At 55.5% G+C, this 19525-nt stretch carries 15 protein-coding genes; 13 read left to right on the top strand and 2 right to left on the bottom strand.

Going from position 1 to position 19525, the window contains the following annotated elements; translation table 11 throughout:
* Positions 1–566: 566 nt before the first annotated feature.
* The 8 genes from VAE55_RS06730 to VAE55_RS06695 all read left to right on the top strand — a co-directional run bounded on the left by VAE55_RS06730 (position 567) and on the right by VAE55_RS06695 (position 10463).
* On the top strand, positions 567–902 hold the full coding sequence (locus VAE55_RS06730) for a hypothetical protein (RefSeq protein ID WP_322815031.1): 336 nt from the start codon (positions 567–569) through the stop codon (positions 900–902).
* Entirely contained in the window at positions 895–2163 is a 1269-nt protein-coding gene (locus VAE55_RS06725) for a glutamate-5-semialdehyde dehydrogenase (RefSeq protein ID WP_322815030.1), read from the top strand. Before VAE55_RS06730 ends, VAE55_RS06725 begins: the two co-directional genes overlap by 8 nt.
* A 4-nt stretch (positions 2164–2167) precedes the next feature.
* Positions 2168–2911: a glutamine amidotransferase gene (locus VAE55_RS06720; protein WP_322815029.1), complete on the top strand. Its 744-nt coding sequence runs from the start codon at positions 2168–2170 to the stop codon at positions 2909–2911.
* A 30-nt stretch (positions 2912–2941) separates the two neighbouring features.
* Entirely contained in the window at positions 2942–3196 is a 255-nt protein-coding gene (locus VAE55_RS06715) for a hypothetical protein (protein ID WP_322815028.1), read from the top strand.
* A 619-nt stretch (positions 3197–3815) separates the two neighbouring features.
* Positions 3816–4667, top strand: coding sequence for a peptide chain release factor N(5)-glutamine methyltransferase (prmC, locus tag VAE55_RS06710; protein WP_322815027.1), 852 nt, complete (start codon positions 3816–3818; stop codon positions 4665–4667).
* 57 nt (positions 4668–4724) lie between these two features.
* Positions 4725–5372: a hypothetical protein gene (locus tag VAE55_RS06705; protein WP_322815026.1), complete on the top strand. Its 648-nt coding sequence runs from the start codon at positions 4725–4727 to the stop codon at positions 5370–5372.
* Positions 5369–6319 carry an alpha/beta hydrolase gene (locus VAE55_RS06700; RefSeq protein WP_322815025.1) on the top strand — a complete coding sequence of 317 codons (951 nt, stop codon included), beginning with the start codon at positions 5369–5371 and terminating at the stop codon, positions 6317–6319. The genes VAE55_RS06705 and VAE55_RS06700 overlap by 4 nt, the downstream gene beginning before the upstream one ends.
* Positions 6320–7607: 1288 nt before the next feature.
* Positions 7608–10463 carry a helicase C-terminal domain-containing protein gene (locus VAE55_RS06695; protein WP_322815024.1) on the top strand — a complete coding sequence of 952 codons (2856 nt, stop codon included), beginning with the start codon at positions 7608–7610 and terminating at the stop codon, positions 10461–10463.
* 481 nt (positions 10464–10944) lie between these two features.
* On the opposite strand, the gene VAE55_RS06690 is transcribed toward VAE55_RS06695, so the two are convergent.
* Positions 10945–11685 (bottom strand): response regulator transcription factor, encoded by a 741-nt coding sequence (locus VAE55_RS06690; protein ID WP_322815023.1) that lies wholly within the window; start codon positions 11683–11685, stop codon positions 10945–10947.
* Positions 11667–12404, bottom strand: coding sequence for a Maf family protein (locus VAE55_RS06685; protein WP_322815022.1), 738 nt, complete (start codon positions 12402–12404; stop codon positions 11667–11669). The genes VAE55_RS06690 and VAE55_RS06685 overlap by 19 nt, the downstream gene beginning before the upstream one ends.
* A 413-nt stretch (positions 12405–12817) precedes the next feature.
* Here VAE55_RS06685 and VAE55_RS06680 point away from each other — a divergent pair, with 413 nt between their 5' ends.
* The 5 genes from VAE55_RS06680 to VAE55_RS06660 all read left to right on the top strand — a co-directional run bounded on the left by VAE55_RS06680 (position 12818) and on the right by VAE55_RS06660 (position 19262).
* Positions 12818–14758 carry an ABC transporter substrate-binding protein gene (locus tag VAE55_RS06680; protein WP_322815021.1) on the top strand — a complete coding sequence of 647 codons (1941 nt, stop codon included), beginning with the start codon at positions 12818–12820 and terminating at the stop codon, positions 14756–14758.
* 132 nt (positions 14759–14890) lie between these two features.
* Positions 14891–16084, top strand: coding sequence for an ABC transporter permease (locus tag VAE55_RS06675; RefSeq protein ID WP_322815020.1), 1194 nt, complete (start codon positions 14891–14893; stop codon positions 16082–16084).
* 74 nt (positions 16085–16158) lie between these two features.
* Positions 16159–17151 (top strand): ABC transporter permease, encoded by a 993-nt coding sequence (locus tag VAE55_RS06670; protein WP_322815019.1) that lies wholly within the window; start codon positions 16159–16161, stop codon positions 17149–17151.
* 44 nt (positions 17152–17195) lie between these two features.
* Positions 17196–18209, top strand: coding sequence for an ABC transporter ATP-binding protein (locus tag VAE55_RS06665; RefSeq protein WP_322815018.1), 1014 nt, complete (start codon positions 17196–17198; stop codon positions 18207–18209).
* 54 nt (positions 18210–18263) lie between these two features.
* Positions 18264–19262, top strand: a complete 999-nt coding sequence (locus VAE55_RS06660) for a dipeptide ABC transporter ATP-binding protein (RefSeq protein ID WP_322815017.1) — start codon at positions 18264–18266, stop codon at positions 19260–19262.
* Positions 19263–19525 lie beyond the last annotated feature (263 nt).

The raw sequence follows: 19525 nt of genomic DNA, 5'->3' as shown, positions 1-19525 counted from the left end.
ATGAGCGATCAAGGCAACCTATGCAGCGCGTGATGGCACCGGAGATGGTTATGAGAACGCGACAGTACAGCTTTTATGAAATAGGTTCTAGCATATTAAACCTTGCGTGATAGGGTACATCACTACCTGGCACCGAATATGCGGCCATCCGTAGCAATCCGTCTTCTCCGGTACGATCCGTGGGGTCATCTGGCGGGTTGCGGGGGAGCGGGTTCTCATGTACATACATTGTGGTTTTCGGATTTGGTATGACCACGCTGAACCAGTGCACGCTAGAGACGCCTTCCGTCATCGCTGGTTCCCGTCCACAGTGTCGGTCAAGATTGGAAAATCTTGGTGACACGAGTGCAATCACGGTCAAACCGCTCGGTGAACGGATGTTGTTCAGCGCAGGGGACTCTCGCCTATTGGCGACGAGCGTCGCTATAACGGGCATTTACAAAGGCGACCTCATACTATCGCCGCCAGCACATTCATTCTATACCCATACACATCAGCCCGGCGCTTACCACCGGGCGGGTTGTCCGTGGTACAATGCTGAAAACAGAAGACCGTAGGATCAAGGTATGAGTCCTGAGCTTATTCGCGTTGTTGTTGCGCTCGTCATCGGCCTGCTCTTAATCGATCAATTCCGTCGCAGTGCGGTCGGATCGTGTCGCCGATGGGCATTTGCGCTCGGTGCAGCCGCAATGCTGGTTATCGCAACATCTAACCTCTTCATAGGAGCGCTCTTGCCGCTGATGATCATTGGTGGTAGTCTGGCCCTGGCGGCGGTCTGGTTGCTCTGGCAGGCATATCAACGCGGTGAACTGGCAGACCGCTTCGAGCGCGCTCGTGACTACCTGGAATCAGAACGACGTCGCTATGACGAGCAGGATCGGGGAGGATCGCACGATGGTTGATCTAGAAGCAATTGGACGCCGGGCAAAGGCGGCGGCCCGGGCGTTGGCGAAGCTTTCAACCGAACAGAAAAATGCAGCCCTGTACGCGATTGCTGATGGACTGCTGGCGAGACAAGATGAGATTCTGACTGCCAACGCTGCCGATGTCGCCGATGCAGAAAAGAATGGGATGCCACCAGCGATTGTTGATCGCATGCTGCTGACGCCGGCGCGTCTGGCGGCGATTGCCGGCGATTGTCGGCAAGTGGCGTCTTTGCCTGATCCGGTTGGTGAAATCTTTGATCGGCGTGAACTGCCGTCCGGGTTGCGCCTCTATAAACGGCGGGTGCCGATTGGGGTGATCGGTGCGATCTACGAAGCCCGCCCAAATGTGACTGTTGATATTGCGTCGCTCTGTCTGAAGGCCGGTAATGCCGTTGTTTTGCGTGGTGGAAGTGACATTGCACGTAGTGTGGCGGCAACAACAGATGTGATTGCGCTGGCGTTGGAACAGGCTGGCTTGCCGTCGTTTGCTGTGCAAAGCATTACCGATCCCGACCGTGAGCTGGTGCGGCAATTATTGCGCCTCGACCGCTATGTTGATATGATCATTCCGCGTGGCGGTGCCAGTCTGCACCGTTTCTGTGTTGAAAATGCAACGGTACCGGTGATTGTTGGGGGAATGGGGGTCAGCCATATCTACGTTGAGCCGAGTGCCGACTTCGCCCGCGCTGTACCGGTGATTGTCAATGCTAAGGTGCAGCGTCCGGGAGCCTGCAATGCACTTGACACACTTCTGGTGCATCGGGAGGCGGCACCGACCTTTCTGCCACTCGTAGCTGCTGCTCTTGCTCAGCACGGCGTGGAGTTGCGCTGTGATCTTGAAGCCCTGGCAATTCTCACCGATGCGCCTGGGCATGAAGCCTGGAACCTGAAACCGGCCAGCCCAAACGATTTTGGCTGCGAGTTTCTAGCCTTGATCGCTGCGGTCAAGATTGTGGGCAGCATCGATGAAGCACTCGATCATATCGCCCTGTACGGCGGTCATTCCGAAGCCATTCTGACCGGCGATCCGATCAGTGCTGAGCGCTTTACCCGTGAAGTTGATGCCACTGCTGTCTTTGTCAATGCCAGCACGCGCTTCAACGATGGTGGTCAGTTTGGTCTGGGTGCCGAGGTGGCCATTTCAACCAATCGCCTGCATGCGCGTGGCCCGATGGGGTTACAGGAATTGACGACCTATACCTGGATTGGCGAAGGTGATTATCTGGTGAGAGCATGAACGTATGAACCAAACCCTGCGTTTGGCCCATCTCTATCCGGAACACATGAATGTGTATGGCGACCGCGGCAATGTGATCGCGTTGCGTCAACGTTGTCAGCGGCGTGGTATTAATCTGGACATTGTTCCGGTCAATCCCGGCGACATAATTGACTGGCAAACCGTCGATCTGGCCTTCTTCGGTGGCGGACAGGATAGCGGGCAGGCTTTGATTACAGGCGATCTGATTGAACGGCAGGGTCCAGGGTTGCGGGCAGCTATCGAAGCTGACCTGGTAGTGCTGGCGATCTGTGGTGGCTATCAGTTGCTCGGTCACTACTTTTTGACCCATACCGGTGAACGTCTACCCGGTCTGGGTGTGCTCGATGTCCATACCATAGCCGGCAAACAGCGGATGATCGGCAACATTGTGATCGAAGTGCATTTGGGGGCAGAGCCGTGGCAGTTGGTTGGCTTTGAGAACCACAGTGGCCGTACCTTTCATGGCTCCGGCGTCAAGTCATTGGGCAGAGTACTGGTCGGCTACGGCGACAATGGCCAGGATCGCAAAGGGGGGGCAGTTTATCGTAATACCTTTGGTTGTTACCTCCATGGCGCACTGTTGCCCAAAAACCCCCAACTGACCGATCACCTGATTGAGCTGGCCCTCCGCCGACGGTACGGCTCCCAATACGTCTTACCGCCGTTACCGGCAGAGCGCGAACTGGCAGCCCAGTGCGCAATGGTACAACGTTTATTGACACGTTAAGCGAACCTCAGACGATGAAGGAGCATGTCGATGCAGATCACAACCACCGGTACGCCAACCGCAGAAGAGGCCGCAGCCGCAGTGGCAGCGATCATGGTCATCCTGACGGAAGAGGCTGCCCAGACAAGTGAGCAGCCCGTAACCCTGCCGACGCGCTGGCGCGACTCGATGCGGCTCATCGCTCAGGGAATGCAACCCACCCGTGTACCGGTACCCCCAGGCTGGTCAACCATCGAGCGGATTCGACGCGCCGGACGTGGTGGGATGGGCATTGTGGGGATGTGATCGACGAGTATCGTACACCTCACAAAAAGGGATTCCACGAGAGGGGCGACGTATGATTCGTCCCTTTTGCATCTCTCCATGATGCTTTATGTCAAATCTGGTGTGATAGCGCATCTTGATTGATATGGGCATCACTGCCCGTCACCGGGTATGCAGTACCGTGACCAGTCGTCCCTTGCGCGACGATCCGGGGGTATCTCCTGTATGATAGGGAATGGGCGTGTAGGGGCGGGTTCGGTAGGGGCGGGTTCGGTAAATGTGGGTTTGGTAGGGGCGGGTTCGGTAGATATGGGTTCGGTAGGAGCGGGTTTAGAACCCGCCCCTACTCCACGCTGAGGAATCACGTTTTGGAGCAGATTGCCCGTGGCGCGTGGTGTGGCGTACGGTAGCCATGATGCTGCACGCCAAACGTCGCGACACACGCATGACGAGCGGGCAAGGCAACCAATTCAGCGAGTTGATGGCATTAGAGATGGTCGTCAGCCTCCTCGTTTCCATACCGACGGGCCGGGAGCAAGGTATACTGTCGTTGGTGCCGCATGCGTTTATGCGCCAATGCGATGGTTGGGTAGCACGACAGCACAGCTTTCTGAGGTAAGTTCTAACCTACAACAACCTTATGACGATCCAACAAGCCATTCAGTACGCAATCACCCAATTGCGAACCATCTCGCCGACCGCCCGGCTTGATGCCGAACTCTTGCTTGCCCACATTCTCGGCTGGTCGCGGGCAAAAGTAGTTGCTGAACGGGATCATGTCCTGACGCCAGAGCAAGAGATGGCCTTCAACACCTTGATCGAACGTCGGGCTAACCGTGAGCCGGTTGCGTACCTCATCGGCCATCGCGAGTTCTTTGGCCTTGATCTGTTCGTTGACCGTCGCGTGCTCATCCCGCGCCCGGAAACCGAGTTGCTGGTCGAACTGACTCTCAAGGAAGCGCAACGCTTCAACCACACCCCACTGATCATTGCCGACATCGGCACCGGTAGCGGTGCTATTGCAATTGCACTGGCTATGCACCTGCCGCACGCCCTGATCTACGGCGTTGACATCAGTCCTGATGCGCTGGCAGTAGCCGCCATCAACGTTACCCGCTATCAACTCGATAACCGGATCAGGCTGCTTGATGGCGATCTCTGCACGCCACTCCCCGGCCCGGTCGATCTGCTGGTCAGCAACCCACCATACACCATTCTGTCTGACATCGATGAAGGAGTCTACCGTCACGAACCACACCTTGCTCTAGATGGCGGCAGCGATGGCCTCGACTGCTACCGACGCCTGATCGCTGCTGCTCCGACCTGTCTCAAACTCAACGGGGCGATCTTGCTGGAAATCGGTTCAACCCAGGCTGCATCTGTGGTACACTTACTACGTCAGGCGTTGCCGATGGCAGAAACCGGTATAGAACGTGATCTGGCCGGTCACGACAGGATCGTTTGGGCACGTAATCGATATGTCATCCATTGATCTGGCCCCTGGCTCTATCTTATCGATATACTACGGGTAGAGATCAGGAGGATTGCTATGACTGCACTCTTTGTCGCCCTTGGCATCGCCATCATCACTCTTCTCTTCATCCTGCTCTGGTATGTGCCGCACCTTTTGCAGCAACAGGCCGGACGTAGTGCCAGAGAGGCTGAACAGTTGCGCACGATGCTCCTCGACATGCTCAACGAACAGGAAGCGGTTACGCAGCGTCAGTCCCAGCTCAGCTCGGCGATCACCAGCCTGCAACAGCAGCTCACGCAACTGACGACATCGCCACAACAGCGATTAGCCGTCGATATTGATGTACAGGCGATCCGGCAGTTGGAAGAACGGATCACCGCTCTCCAACAGCAGATACAACGCTGGATCGAAGCGCGTGGGCAGCAGCAACGTCAGCAAGACGTATACGACAACGAGTCTTGGGCCAACCTGCTCAGCCTGCTTGCTGCTATCCAGGAGCGCATGGCAGCCTTATCCGCCGAGCGGACAAACGTGTCGGTTGGCCTGCAAGCGCGTACTTTGCTGGAAGAACTTGAACAAGAGATGGCCCATCTGCGCAGCATTTCTGAAGATATTGCAACACTACAGTGGCGGTTACGCCGATCTCTCCACGAGCGCGAAACTAGCGTGGCTCAACTGCGCGCCCGTGCGGTCGGCGCTTCCTCAACGGCGAGGCCAGCATGAGCATCATTGTTATCGACAACCAACGGGTTCACTACGAAGTGTTTGGTCGCGGCAAGCCGGTCGTCTTCCTCCACGGCTGGTTAGGAAGCTGGCGCTACTGGTATACCTCGATGGAGATCGTTGCCCAGCATTTCCGCACCTATTCGTTTGATTTTTGGGGATTTGGTGATTCGCGCACGAACGAAATGCCCACGATCCAAGGCTATTCCAACCAGGTTATCCGCTTTCTTGATGCCATGGGGATTGACCGGGCAGCGCTGGTTGGGCATTCAATGGGTGGCATGGTTGCGTTGAAAACGGCACTCGACCATCCTGGACGGGTAGTACGAGTCGCTACGGTAGGTGCACCCATTAACGGCAACTCGCTCTCGTGGATGCTAAAACTCGTGGATCGTCCCTTCTTCGCCGAATTTTTCGCCCGCCGGCCCTGGCTGCGTCGATCACTGTTCCGGTTTTTCTTCGGCGACTCTCTCGATCCCGAAGTTGACGAAGTATTTGAAGATAGCACCAAATCAACTGCCGACACGATTCGGGCTGCGATCCACTCGATGTGGCGCACCGATCTTACCCCTTTGCTGGATCGGTTGCTGGTTCCGGCATTAATTGTCCACGGTGCTCGCGATGAGATTGTGAATCCCAACCAGCTTCAGCTCTTCATCCACGTCCCAATGGCGCAGGTCATTCGTATGGAACGGAGCCGTCATTTTCCGTTTGTTGATGAAGCGGACCAGTTCCATACCATTCTGCTGGATTTCCTTAAGCAACCTGATCCAATGGCACCAACCCGCAAAGCAGCAATGACACCGAAGCCTGATCCGGTACCGCCACGACCCGAACCACCAACATTGTCGATTAACGGGAATAATCATCTGCCGTCAGGACACGACACACCCAATCCGCAGTCACTACCTTCGTCATCACGTTCGATATTTCCCCCGGGAAGCTAATTGTCTCACTGTCTGAGCATTAGCACGCGGCAGCCGGCGCTGCCGCGTTGTTGTTTGTGTCTCGTGTAGTCCAGACGTTATATCGAATATGGTGTAAGTCGCGAGGAGCGGGTGCTCGCACCCCCTCACCTCACCCTCAGCTCCGCTCCTCTCCCACCTGCGGCGAGAAGCGGGAGAGCGGCGACGGGCGTACTCCATACGGCTCTCGTCCACCTCACGTCTGCCCCCTCCCAACCTCCCCCCGCTGCTATGCATTACCCACATGTCACCCAGCAGCCGGTATGACCCCTCATAGTACCTCGTGCGGGACACGGCGTATCGTGAGTCACGTACACCATGTGGTCAGGCGCTCTTCGGCATCCTGCGTTGGTATAAGTACGACAGCGAGACCGTTCCTGTGGTGCAGGACTCCTGTGGCGCGGGCTGCCAGCCTGCGTTGCAGGCATTCCCACCACCTCGTCAGGTGCTCGCCATGGCCGCTGGTGCGCAGGGTGGATGCCTGTCCCATCCTCCGTTTCCCCCAACCCACCAATTTGGTCGTGCGGTCTGACGCACCCCCTCACGACGAGGCAGTCCCGCTGGGGCTATCCATGTGAGCGCCTGGCACCTGCTCCCCGTCAGCAGGCAAGCCCCGCAGGGGCTTCCACGAATTGAGGCAGGGTTGTAACCGGCTGACTCGCCGGCCTCCACCCATGACCTGCTCCCGCATCCGAGTTGTGCAGTAGCCGACTTATGAGTAATGCATAGCGCGTTGGGGGTGGGTGAGAGTGGGGGATAGGTCGCATACCTGGGAGTGCGCACCTCCGATGCGCTCAGGGGCCATCCGGCATCGGTGAGGCCCGACCTCAGCGGGGGCGAGCGAGGGTGGAGGCGGGTCGCATGTCTGGGAGCGCACGCCGGAGGCGCACTTCCCACCTGCACCGACTCGCGACAGCGGGAAGCATCCGGCACCGGCGTATCTCGCACACCACCTACCACCCTGGTACTACGTGTGTGCGACGGCACTGAACCGATCAGTGCGTCTGCGACAACCGATGATCAGTGCGCTGGCATGGCTCTGCCAACCTGATGAGTATATATCACTGCCAGAGTGTTGTCTGGTAGCGAAGCTTACGCAACAGCGTGGTACAATTGTCTCGTGCCGATTGGCAACGATCTATGACACCGCTAAGCGGGTGGAATGGGCCAGATAACGATTGACTTGACGACGGCATCTCCATAGCCGTATTGTGAGTCATCAGGCTGGATCAAAAGCAGAAAGACACTGTAACTCGCCGGCAAAGAGAGCATGAATAATCGCATTTACGTTGCTATTGATGTCGAGACCACCGGGTTGCAGAGTGGTCTCGATGAAATTATTGAAGTCGCTGCCGTAACCTTCCGCGGGTACGAGATTCTCGATCGTTTCGAGCAACTGGTACGTCCCCGGCAGGCAGTACCGCTCAAGATTACCCGTCTGACCGGGATCGATCCGGCGGCGCTGGCACAGGCCCCCCGTTTTAATGAGATCGGTGCTGATCTAGCCCGCTTTATCGGGAACCGGCCAATTGTCGGGCACTCGATAGGCTTCGATCTAACGATGTTGCGTGCCCAGGGGATGCAGTTTAATCAGCCCGTCTACGATACTTTTGAACTGGCTACGCTCCTTTTGCCCCAGGTCAGTAGCTACAAACTCTCGGCACTGGCTGCTCACCTTGGTATTCCCCATCCTGATGCCCATCGTGCGCTCAATGATGCGGAAGTGACGGCACGACTGTTTGCGATCCTGAGCGAGCGGATGCTGCAACTTGACCTGGCGACGTTGAGCGAAATGGTTCGCTTGATGGGTAAAATCGGCACACCGCTACGCGATCTGTTTGAAGAGGCGCTGCGGCAGAAGGCGCGCAATGCTTTTCGCGATCCAATTCTCACCCAGCAGTCAACCGGTACAATCAGCTCTGAGCCAACACTGTTCTCGTCTGCACCTGATACCGGCAGTCCTGAGTTACCCCCTCTGCGCCCTACCGGCGATACCCGGCCTCTTGATCTTGACCAGATTGCTGATCTTTTCAGCCCGGAAGGCGTGTTTGGCCGAGCGTTTCCCGGCTACGAACCACGTCCGCCGCAGATCGAGATGGCCCGTGCAGTTGCCACGGCCTTCAATCACAGTGAGCCGTTAATTGTCGAAGCCGGCACCGGTACCGGCAAGAGCATGGCCTATCTGGTACCGGCCACACTGTATGCAGCACAACGCGGCGAGCGGGTGGTGATTTCGACCAATACCATCAATCTGCAAGATCAGCTCTACAATAAGGATATTCCCGATTTACAGCGCATTCTTGCCGCAGCCGGTCTGCCCCCGTTTCGTGCCACACTCCTGAAAGGTCGCAGCAATTATCTCTGTCTCAAACGCTACCACGAGCTACGTCGGCTGGAAAATCTGACCACCGAGGAAGTGCGGGCGTTGTTGAAGATTCAACTCTGGTTGCCAACCACAACCAGCGGCGACCGTACCGAACTGCCGCTGGTTGATCGCGAGCAATCGGCCTGGAATCGAGTGAATGTCTCGGTTGAGACCTGCACAGGTGCGCGCTGTCCACATTTCCGCGAATGCTACTTCTTCCGCGCCCGTCGTGCAGCCGAGTCGGCACATCTGGTCGTGGTCAATCATGCCCTGCTGATCGCTGATCTGGCTGCAGCGTCCAAGGTCTTGCCACCCTACGATCATCTTGTCATTGATGAAGCACACAACCTCGAAGACGTTGCGACCGATCAGCTTAGCTTTAATCTCGACCAGGCCGGCTTACTCAAGTTTCTCGATGATCTGTTCCAGACCGGTGGTGCGCAGGTCGTGAGTGGTCTGCTCAGTGAATTGCCGGCAGTGCTCAGCGAGATTAGCGGTGGCGGTGCCGCCGGTGAACGAATTACGGCTGCGATTGAGCGGATGCGTCCGTCTTTGATCCGGGCCCGCACGGCAGTGTATGAGTGCTTCAATCTACTCACCCGCTTTGTACAGCTCGATCCTGAATCTGGTGGTCAGTATGATACCCGCCTGCGTCTAACCAAAGGAGTACGCCAGCGTCCAGAATGGCAGGAGATTGAACTGGCCTGGCAGAACCTGAATGATATTCTGGCCTTAATCGGCAATGAATTAGCAGTTATCGAAGAGCAGCTCCACGAGCTGGAAGAAGCAGCGGGTGATCTTGACGATTTGTTGTTGCGGACAGAGGTGCTGCGTCGTTTCGCAACCGATGCGCGGGTGCGAAGCGGGCATGTGATCTTTGGTGATGATGACAGTATTTGCTGGCTGACCTATGATCGCCAGCGGGATGTGCTAACCCTTACCGCAGCACCGCTTAGTGTTGCCGAGATTTTGCAGAGCCAGCTCTTCGCGCAAAAACAGACCAGTATCCTCGCGTCGGCGACATTGAGCATTGCCGGCACCTTCGATTTTGTGAAGAGTCGGATCGGGCTGGAAGATTGTCAGGAACTCATGCTCGATTCGCCGTTTGACTACGCCCAGCAGGCATTAGTCTACATCCCCAACGACATTCCCGAGCCGAATCAGCGTGGCTATCAGCCAATGATCGAGCAGGCGATCATCGATCTGGCAATTGCGTCGGGTGGACGCATGCTCGCGCTCTTCACTGCGTCAAATGCCTTACGTCAGACCTACACAGCCATTCAAGAAGTTCTGGAAGATCACGGTATTGGCGTCATGGCGCAGGGTATTGATGGTTCGCGCAAAGCACTGGTTGATCGCCTGAAAGAATTTCCGCGTTCGGTGTTGCTCGGCACCAACAGCTTTTGGGAAGGGGTTGATGTCGTTGGTGATGCTCTGTCGGTATTGGTCATTACCAAATTGCCGTTTGCGGTACCGACCGATCCGATTGTAGCCGCACGGAGCGAACTGTTTACCGACCCGTTCAACGAATACAGCGTCCCGCAGAGCATTCTGCGCTTCAAACAAGGGTTTGGGCGCCTGATCCGTTCACGTGAGGATAGAGGCATTGTTGTCGTGCTTGATCGCCGGTTACTGACCAAAAAATACGGCCAGCAATTCCTCGACTCACTGCCACCCACGCGGGTACGTACCGGTACCCTGGCGAATCTCCCCGGCCTGGTTGCACGTTTTCTGCAGAAAGTCAATGGCTCGTTGGGATAGGATCAGCCGTACACATTCACGCTTGCTATCACACCTGACAGTAGGGGCGACGCATGCGTCGCCCCTACTCGCGCTGGTGGCATGCCTGAACGATGTACATTGTTGAGCAGGAATTGGCACAACACGCTTCATCTCTCTGGCGCCATACCTCTATGCATAAGATAGGGCATGCCCCTGGGAGCGCGAGCCAGAGGCTCGTCCATCACCTGGAACCACACGCCATACCGAACCCGACTGCGTTCACTCCCGTTCCCAATGGGGTTGCGTAAGCCTGAGTCGGCGCACGACAGCGGAGACATTCTGCATCGGTGATTCCGGGGGTTGGGGTGGGGCGTGGCTTACATCTCCGCTGAGAGCAGCAAAAGCGTGATCTGCTACCGCATCGTCGTCCTGGCGCTGCACCTGGTGCGGATGCACTGAACCAGCGTACTTGCAAGGGCGACGACCCACTCAGGAGTATCAGGTTTCGGGCTTGACACCATCAATCTTCCTCGCCGGAACCGGGTTGAATCTGCTGCGGCGTCTCGATCCAGCCGCGGCGCAGCGCAAAAATCACCGCCTGGGTGCGATCATTGAGCGACAGCTTGCGCAGGATTGAGGAGATATGATTCTTCACCGTTTGTGTACTGATCCCCAGGGCGTCAGCAATCTCTTTATTGCTGTTACCGGCTGCGATTCGTTCGAGCACTTCGATCTCGCGCTCACTGAGTGGCGTGAAGACCTGTATCGACGGATCACCGACCAACATCTGCACTTCGGGCAAATTGCGAAATTGCGACAGAATGCGACTTGCCACCCGTGGCTCTTCCAACAAGACATCGTTAATCACATATTCGCCATGGGCTACGCGTCGCAGGATATCGGCCAGGGCAGCAGGTTTAATATCCTTCGAGCGATAGGCAGCAGCACCGGCACGCAAAGCATTAAAGGCTGCCTCATCATTCTCGTGCATGCTCAGCATCACCACAGCGATACTCGTGTACTGTCGGCGAATCTGGCGTGTCAACTCCAACCCACTCATTCCCGGCAAATTCAAATCAACCAGCATCACATTTGGCTCAGAACCGGCATCAACCTGGGCCAACCAGCGCAATGCCTCTTCGCCATTGGCTGCTTGACCAACAATCTGAATGCCCGGTTCATTCGATAGTGCCCACCGCACTCCTTGCCGGAAGAGTGGATGGTCATCGACGATCAACAGCTTTACGGTTGGGTTGGCCATGGTGCCGGTTCCTTTCCCTGACTGCGTAGCCATTCGTCGTATGCTTTCATCGGGTCAACGGGTGGTTCAATGCCGACAGCGCGCAAGAGCCGGGCCACTGCCGGTAAGGGTAATCCTACCACATTGGTGTAACTTCCTTCAATCCTGGTAATGAGTGCCCCACCACCACTTTGCAAACCGTAGCCACCGGCTTTATCCAGCGACTCACCCTGGGCAACATACGCAGCGATCTGCTCGTCACTTAATGGTCGCATGTGAACCTGACTGGCCACAAGATCGAAGAGGACTCGTTTCCCATCATAGAGAAAACCGCTCGTATGAACTGAAGGCGGCCTCACAATACAAAGCCCGGTGAGCACAGTATGTACCCGTCCAACCAACCGGCGAAGCATCTCCTGCGCGTGTGCTTCATCGCGAGGCTTTCCCAAGACCATCCCATCAATTGCTACTTCGGTATCGGCAGCAAGCACAATGGCATCGGGGTGTTGGTTGGCAATATCACTAGCCTTGCGCCAGGCGACTAGCGTTGGGTGAGATTCTATCGGTAACGGGATGGGCAATGATGGTAGATGACTCAATAACTCTGCCGGTGGGAGCATCGGCTGCTCTTCAGCCTGACTGACTACACAATGGTAAGAAACACCAAGCCGGGCCAGTAATTCACGTCGGCGTGGTGATGCTGAAGCCAGAATGAATGGGTGGGTAGCTGCTGAGACCATAACTCTCCGCAAATACGTTCATATCGGCACATCGATCATAACACGCTCGATAATGACGCGCAAGTCAAACGTTTCTGAACTAATTTTCTGAGAATCGGGGTATTTTTCAGTTGACAGTAACCATCACAACGGGTATAATCCCGCCTAACGATGTACAGTCTCTCGCGGTTCTTAAACAGTCGCCGTCGCACCACGCCTCATGCGATTTCGTCCACAAATACAGGTTTGTATTGTCTCAACCTCAGCTTATTTGTGGGTTGATAGTGCAATCGGACAGACAGCGTGTGGGCACTGGAAAGGGGGTGATGCGGCGCAGAACAAACGCAATGGCGCGGCCCGACTGTTTGAGCATACGTAAAAGGCTGGAAGTCGTTGATGTTATTGCCCTCAAGTGTTAAGGAGGACACAGACAGATGGCTGGTTTTACCAAGCGAGTTGTTGCCGCTCTGATGGCAATGACGATGGTTATTCCGATTCTGGCAGCTTGTGGTGGTGGTGCTGCTCAACCACAGGTGATTCGTGAGACAGTTGTGGTCGTGCAGACGGCAGAGCCGGTACGCGAAACAGTTGTCGAGACTGTTGTGGTGACGGAGGAGGTTGCGGCTGAGCAGTACACCACACCGCACCCCATTCTGAGCGATCTGCGGGTACGCCAGGCAATCGCTTACTGCACCAACCGTCCTGAGCTGATTGCTTCGGTTTATCCATTCCTGACTCCAGAGCAGCAGCAGAACCTGCTCATGGACACCTTCCTGCCCAAGGCGCACTGGGCGGCAGCGAAGGAGAATATTACCGTTTACCCGTTTGATCCCGAAAAGGGTAAGGCGCTGCTCGAAGAGGCCGGCTGGACAGGTGAGCCAATTCGCAGAAATGCCAACGGTGAGCCGCTGTCACTGAGCTTTACGACCACCAATGCTCAGTTTCGCCAGACCTGGTCGGCAGTGTTTATCCGCCAGATGGGAGCCTGTGGTATCCAGATTATTCCGACCTATGCTCCAGCTTCCTGGTGGTTCGGCAGCAGCACTGGTCTGAGCCGCCGCGACTTCGAGCTGGGTGCCTTCGCCTGGGTTGGTCAGGCCGATCCGGGTGGTCAGACCCTTTACGCCTGTAATCAGATTCCACTGCCTTCCAACAATTGGGAAGGCCAGAACTACATGGGTTGGTGTAACGAGCGGGCAAGCCGAGCTATTATTGCTGCCAACAATACGCTCGACCGCGCTGAGCGTATCCGTCAGTATGCCATTGTTCAGGAAGAGTTCACCAAGGATATGGTAAGCTTGCCGCTCTTTAATCGCCTTGAGGCTTATGCAGCCAGTAACCGGCTGGTGAACTTCAAGCCGAATCCCACTGAATACTACACGGCAAATGCCGATGAATGGGAGCTGACCGATGGTGGTGATACGCTGGTGCTCGGCTTTACTCAGGAGCCACAGACGATGTGGAGCCTGATCGAGAGCGCAGCAGTGCAGCGGGTAGCTGCGGGTCTCCTTGGTGTTCCGGCTACCACTACATACGATTATGACTATCAGCCGGTTGGGCTTGATGGGCTTTCCACCATCGAGAGCGGTCGGGCGACGAATGTTGATGTCGAAGTAAAAGAGGGTGACACCGTCTGGAATACCGATGGTGAAGCTGTGCCGTTGGCACCTGGTGTTGAGATTGTGAACGCCGCTGGCGAGACGATTACCTACGAGGGTGGCACGGTCACGATGAAGCAACTGACCGTGACCGACAAGTGGATCTCAGGTATCACCTGGGAAGACGGTGAGCCGCTCAAGAAGGCTGACTTCGAGCTGGCGTATAAGATCAACTGTGATCCTGAGTCGGGTGCAGTTTCGTTGACCTACTGCAACTCGATTGCCAAGATCGATTTCACCAGTGACACCGAGTACACCGTCACCTTCCACCCCGGTGTGCAGTGGCCGACCTACTTCGCTGGCGCTGGCCTGGGTGCCTATCCGTCGCACCAGGTGCTGAGCGATGGTCGCCGGCTGGCCGATGTGCCGGCAGCGGAGTGGCAGACCCTGCCCGAAATCATCGAGCGCCCGCTGAGCAATGGCCCCTACGTGCTCAAGGAGTGGGTCAAGGGCCAGAGCATGACCTTCGAGGCCAACCCGAACTACTACAAGGGTGAGGTCAAGATCAAGACGGTCATCGTCAAGTTCATTGCCGATACCAATCAGGCCGTGGCGCAGTTGTTGACCGGTGAAGTTGATGTGCTGGGCAGCGAGACCCTAGGTGCCGGTGCTGAGGTACAGACCGTGATCGAAGCCGGTAACCGCGGTGAAATCCAGGCCTTTGTGGTTGCCAGCCCGACTTGGGAGCACATTGATATGAACCTCTTCACCAAGTAAAGTAGGTTCAGTTTGCCGGTAAACGGCACGGCGATGGGCAGAACCGCCCATCGCCGCCTCTTCTGTCTTTGTAGCGCTGACCTCACGCTGTAAATCGCGATCGGTCATTTCCCATTGCTGAGGAGCATAACTATGGCAGGTTATCTTGCCCGCCGTTTTCTACAAATGTTTTTAGTGGCATTAGTAGCTGCAATCTGTGCCTATGGCATGCTATATCTGGTGCCTGGAGGGCCGATTGATCAGTTACTGGCTGAACGCCAGAATGCCGGTCAAAATCGTATTTCAGAAGATGATATTCGCCGTGTGCGCGAGCGTTTTGAATTAGATATCTATTTGCCATTTCGCTTCACACGCTGGTTAATCGGCTGGCCGGCTGGGCCATTGCCCGGTGGCCTGGGCGCCGATTGGCAGGTGGGTTGTGCTGTGCCAGGGCAGGTGCGTCTGCGCTATCCCGATGGCCGGGTGGAGGTAGTTGAAGAAGGGTGTGAAGTACCGGTGACGATGGCAGATCTCGAAGGTCGCAAGGTGAGTCGGGGCATCATCTTCGGTGATTTTGGTATTTCGCAGGTCATGTTGCGAGGCCGACCGGTAACTGACCTGATCATGACTCGTCTTCCCTATACGCTCTATCTGATGGGGGCATCGATTCTGCTGTCAATATTGATCGCTGTTCCTATTGGGGTCTACTCGGCGGTACGTCAGTATTCTCGATTTGACTACATCATGACGACGCTTGCCTTTATTGGTGCTTCACTGCCGAGTTTTGTGTTCGGTATCTTTGCTATTTTGCTCTTCTCGGTGCTGGCAAAGAATGCCGGCTTGCCCTATCTGCCACCCGGTGATGCCGTTGGTGTGCGTGATTATACGGTTCCACTACTTGGTACGGTGGAAGCCGGTTCTTTCCTGGATCGATTTTTGCGCTTCCTGATGCCGTGCGGTGTGCTGACCTTTATCAATATCGCCGGCTGGAGCCGTTTTGTACGCGGTAGTATGTTAGAGGTGCTAAGCCTCGATTATGTGCGTACCGCACGTGCCAAAGGGGTTGCTGAGCGGGTTGTGATTTTGAAGCACGCGCTGCGTAATTCATTGATTCCGTTTGTGACTCTGCTGGCCGGTATTCTGGTTGCACTCTTCAGTGGTGCTCTGATTACCGAAACCGTGTTTAACTGGCCGGGTATTGGCCGTCTGTTTATTGATGCCCTCGGTCGCAATGATTATAATGTGGTAATGGCACTGCTCATCATTAATGTTGTGCTGTTACTGATCGGTATTCTGATCACGGATATTCTATACACGGTTGTTGATCCGCGTATTCGACTGACATAAAGTGCGTTATCATTATGATATAGCGACCGACAATGGCGCCGGTCGTATGCAAGCATTTCACGAGGAGAGGTTTGATGGCCACCAGCACGACTGCCGTGCCGCTTGAAGAGGCCGCACCCCGACGGTCGGAGGGGCAATGGGCGATTGTCTTTCGCCGTTTTCGCCGCCACCGTCTGGCTATGTTTTGTGTCGGCCTCCTGACAGTGTTATTTCTGTTGTCGGCGATAGCGCCGTTAATTGCTCCCTATCCACGCGATGAGCCTAATCTCAGTGGTCGTTTCCTGACACCGATGGGTGTTGACGCTGATGGCGGTGTCCACATTCTTGGCACCGATCACCTGGGCCGCGATTATGCCACTCGTCTGCTCTACGCATCACGGGTGTCGCTCGGTACGGCCTTCCTGGCTACCGCTGTTGCCTCGACTATCGGTATTTTGTTGGGGATGCTGGCCGGTTATTTCGGTGGCTGGGTTGATACGCTCATCAGCCGTTTTCTCGAAATCGTGGCCACGTTCCCTACGCTGCTGCTCCTGCTTATTCTGGCCTCAATTCTGGTGCAGAATATCAATGCTATTCCAATCCCTGACTGGCTGGCATCATTTCTGGCCTTTGTGTTTGCCGTCTCAGAACGGGAAGCTCGCATTATCATTGCCGTGATTATGGTGCTGGCCTTTTTCGGGTGGACGGGAACAGCCCGTTTGATGCGCGGTATGGTGCTCTCGGTACGCGAGAATGTCTATATCGAGTCGGCGCGTGCTTTGGGCGCCAGTAATGTGCGCATCCTGTTTCGCCACGTCTTCCCCAATGCCCTGCCACCGATGATTGTTGACTTTACTCTTGGCGTCAACGGCACGCTGGTGGCAGAATCGGCGCTCAGTTTTCTGGGCTTTGGTATTCAAGACCCGACGCCAACCTGGGGCAATATGCTGGGCTATGCCCAGAGCTATATGTTTCAATATCCATGGATGCCGCTGATTCCGGCACTCCCGATTCTGATTGCCTCGATTGCAATCAACTATATTGGTGATGGGTTGCGTGATGCGCTCGATCCGCGTCAACGCGGCTAGGGAACACGGCGCAAACGCTTGAGGAATAAAGATACGGAGCAACTGTGGCAACCGAGTCTCGTGTTGTAGCGGGTGCAGAGCGCCCAATTACCCGCCGTGGCACCGAATTGCTACGTGTGGAAGGTTTGAAAACCTATTTCTTTACAGAAGAAGGCGTTGTCCAGGCAGTAGATGGCGTTGATTTCACGCTACGCCGTGGCGAGACGCTGGGGATTGTCGGTGAGTCGGGCTCTGGCAAGAGTGTGACGTCGCTCTCCATTTTGCGTCTGGTCAGCCCACCTGGTCGGATTGTCGAGGGGAAAATTATTTTCGATGGTACCGATCTGCTGGCGCTTGATGCGGAAGCGATGCGTAAAATTCGTGGTGATCGCATCGCGATGATCTTCCAGCAGCCGACGACGGCGTTGAATCCGGTGTTTCGGATTGGCGATCAAATTATCGAGACCCTGGAAATTCATCAGGGTCTTAAGGGTGAAGAGGCAGCCAAACGCTGCATTGAATTGCTGTCGATGGTTGGTTTGCCCGATCCGCAGCGCCGCATGCGTCAGTATCCCCACGAACTGTCGGGTGGTCAATGCCAGCGGGTGATGATTGCTATGGCGCTGGCGTGCAATCCTGAGTTGTTGATCGCTGATGAACCCACGACTGCGCTCGATGTTACTATTCAGGCGCAGATTCTCGATCTCATGCGTGAGCTGCGTGAAAAGATCGAAACGGCCATTATGCTGATTACCCACGATATGGGTGTCATTGCAGAAATGGCCGATAGCGTCGTGGTCATGTACGCCGGTCAGGTCGTAGAGTACGCTGATGTGCAATCACTCTTTAGCGACCCGAAGCATCCGTACACCAGAGGTTTGCTTAATTCGATGCCGGTGCTTGGTGATACCAGGGAAGAGCTCGAGGTCATTCCCGGTACGGTGCCAAGTCTGATTAATCCACCAAAGGGCTGTCGGTTTGCTTCACGTTGTAGCAAGCGGTTTGAGAAATGTGATCAACCGCCACCAATGGTAGAGTTGGGTGCTAACCGACGGGTGCGCTGCTGGCTGTATGAATGAGTATGATGGCAGGCGAAGGTCTGCTATCTGACGTGCGATATATGGAGTATGAGCATGACTACTCCGGTACTACAACTGGCAAATGATACCTTGCTTGAGGTACGTAACCTCAAGAAGTACTTCCCCATCAAGGGGGGATTTCTACGCCGAACGGTTGCTGAAGTTCGGGCAGTTGATGATGTGAGTTTTACCGTTAAACGTGGTGAGACGCTGGGGCTGGTCGGTGAGAGCGGCTGTGGCAAGACCACGACCGGCCGTACTGTGCTGCGTCTCGAACGTGCGACGGCGGGAGAAGTAATTTTTGAAGGTCAGGATGTGATGCGGGCCAGTGGCCGAACGATGAAAGCCCTGCGCCGGGATATGCAGATCATTTTTCAGGATCCGTATGCTTCACTCGACCCGCGGATCACGATTGGTGAGAGTGTAGCTGAAGGATTGGTGATACACGGAATTGGCACTCCCGCTGAACGGCGAGAACGGGTGCGTGAGGTGCTCGCGAAGGTTGGACTGAGTGCATCGCATATGAGTCGCTTTCCGCACGAATTTTCCGGTGGGCAGCGGCAGCGCATCGGTATTGCCCGTGCTTTGATTATGGAGCCAAAGCTTATCGTATGTGACGAGCCGGTCTCTGCACTCGATGTGTCCATCCAGTCGCAGGTGCTCAATCTCTTGCGTTCGCTTCAGCGCGAATTTGGCCTGACCTACCTCTTTATTGCACACAACCTGGCCGTGGTCGAGCATATCTCGGATCGCGTGGGCGTGATGTATCTTGGTAAGATGGTTGAATTGACAACCAGTGACGAGCTGTTCCGCGAACCGCTCCATCCTTACACCAAAGCCCTCATTTCAGCGATTCCGAATCCCAATCCGTTTGCCAAGCGCGAACGGATTGTGTTGCAGGGTGATGTGCCAAGCCCAATCAATCCACCTAGCGGTTGCCGCTTCCACCCCCGCTGCTGGATTGCGAAAAGTATCTGTAAAGAGCAAGAGCCGGTGTTTGAAGAGAAGCGCAAAGGTCACTGGGTGTCCTGCCATTTTGCCGGCCAGTTTTAGTGGGAACAAGCATAGAGGTAACGGGCAATTGGTTGCAGTTGCCCGTTTTTATTTTGGTGAACGTATCTTGATCTACGTGATGTGATGAGCCTCATGGTTTGACAGAGTCGCCAGCCCATGATGGTAATGCTTTTCAGATGCTCTGTTGCACACATTGATGAGATGTGGTAACAATAGTTTCTGAACACGCGAGCAAGCCGTTCTGGCAACGTTGTGCGCAGCGTCTATCACCTGACCCAAACGGCGCTGCCACGCACTTCGCA

This window comes from Chloroflexus sp., from assembly GCF_034432675.1.
GTDB lineage: Bacteria > Chloroflexota > Chloroflexia > Chloroflexales > Chloroflexaceae > Chloroflexus.
This window is presented reverse-complemented; position numbering and strand designations above follow the sequence as displayed.

What these genes read in the sequence shown, in the direction of transcription:
- VAE55_RS06730 (WP_322815031.1), top strand. Translation starts at nt 567, where the DNA reads ATGAGTCCTGAGCTTATTCGCGTTGTTGTTGCGCTCGTCATCGGCCTG.
- VAE55_RS06725 (WP_322815030.1), top strand. Translation starts at nt 895, where the DNA reads ATGGTTGATCTAGAAGCAATTGGACGCCGGGCAAAGGCGGCGGCCCGG.
- VAE55_RS06720 (WP_322815029.1), top strand. Translation starts at nt 2,168, where the DNA reads ATGAACCAAACCCTGCGTTTGGCCCATCTCTATCCGGAACACATGAAT.
- VAE55_RS06715 (WP_322815028.1), top strand. Translation starts at nt 2,942, where the DNA reads ATGCAGATCACAACCACCGGTACGCCAACCGCAGAAGAGGCCGCAGCC.
- prmC (WP_322815027.1), top strand. Translation starts at nt 3,816, where the DNA reads ATGACGATCCAACAAGCCATTCAGTACGCAATCACCCAATTGCGAACC.
- VAE55_RS06705 (WP_322815026.1), top strand. Translation starts at nt 4,725, where the DNA reads ATGACTGCACTCTTTGTCGCCCTTGGCATCGCCATCATCACTCTTCTC.
- VAE55_RS06700 (WP_322815025.1), top strand. Translation starts at nt 5,369, where the DNA reads ATGAGCATCATTGTTATCGACAACCAACGGGTTCACTACGAAGTGTTT.
- VAE55_RS06695 (WP_322815024.1), top strand. Translation starts at nt 7,608, where the DNA reads ATGAATAATCGCATTTACGTTGCTATTGATGTCGAGACCACCGGGTTG.
- VAE55_RS06690 (WP_322815023.1), bottom strand. Translation starts at nt 11,685, where the DNA reads ATGGCCAACCCAACCGTAAAGCTGTTGATCGTCGATGACCATCCACTC.
- VAE55_RS06685 (WP_322815022.1), bottom strand. Translation starts at nt 12,404, where the DNA reads ATGGTCTCAGCAGCTACCCACCCATTCATTCTGGCTTCAGCATCACCA.
- VAE55_RS06680 (WP_322815021.1), top strand. Translation starts at nt 12,818, where the DNA reads ATGGCTGGTTTTACCAAGCGAGTTGTTGCCGCTCTGATGGCAATGACG.
- VAE55_RS06675 (WP_322815020.1), top strand. Translation starts at nt 14,891, where the DNA reads ATGGCAGGTTATCTTGCCCGCCGTTTTCTACAAATGTTTTTAGTGGCA.
- VAE55_RS06670 (WP_322815019.1), top strand. Translation starts at nt 16,159, where the DNA reads ATGGCCACCAGCACGACTGCCGTGCCGCTTGAAGAGGCCGCACCCCGA.
- VAE55_RS06660 (WP_322815017.1), top strand. Translation starts at nt 18,264, where the DNA reads ATGACTACTCCGGTACTACAACTGGCAAATGATACCTTGCTTGAGGTA.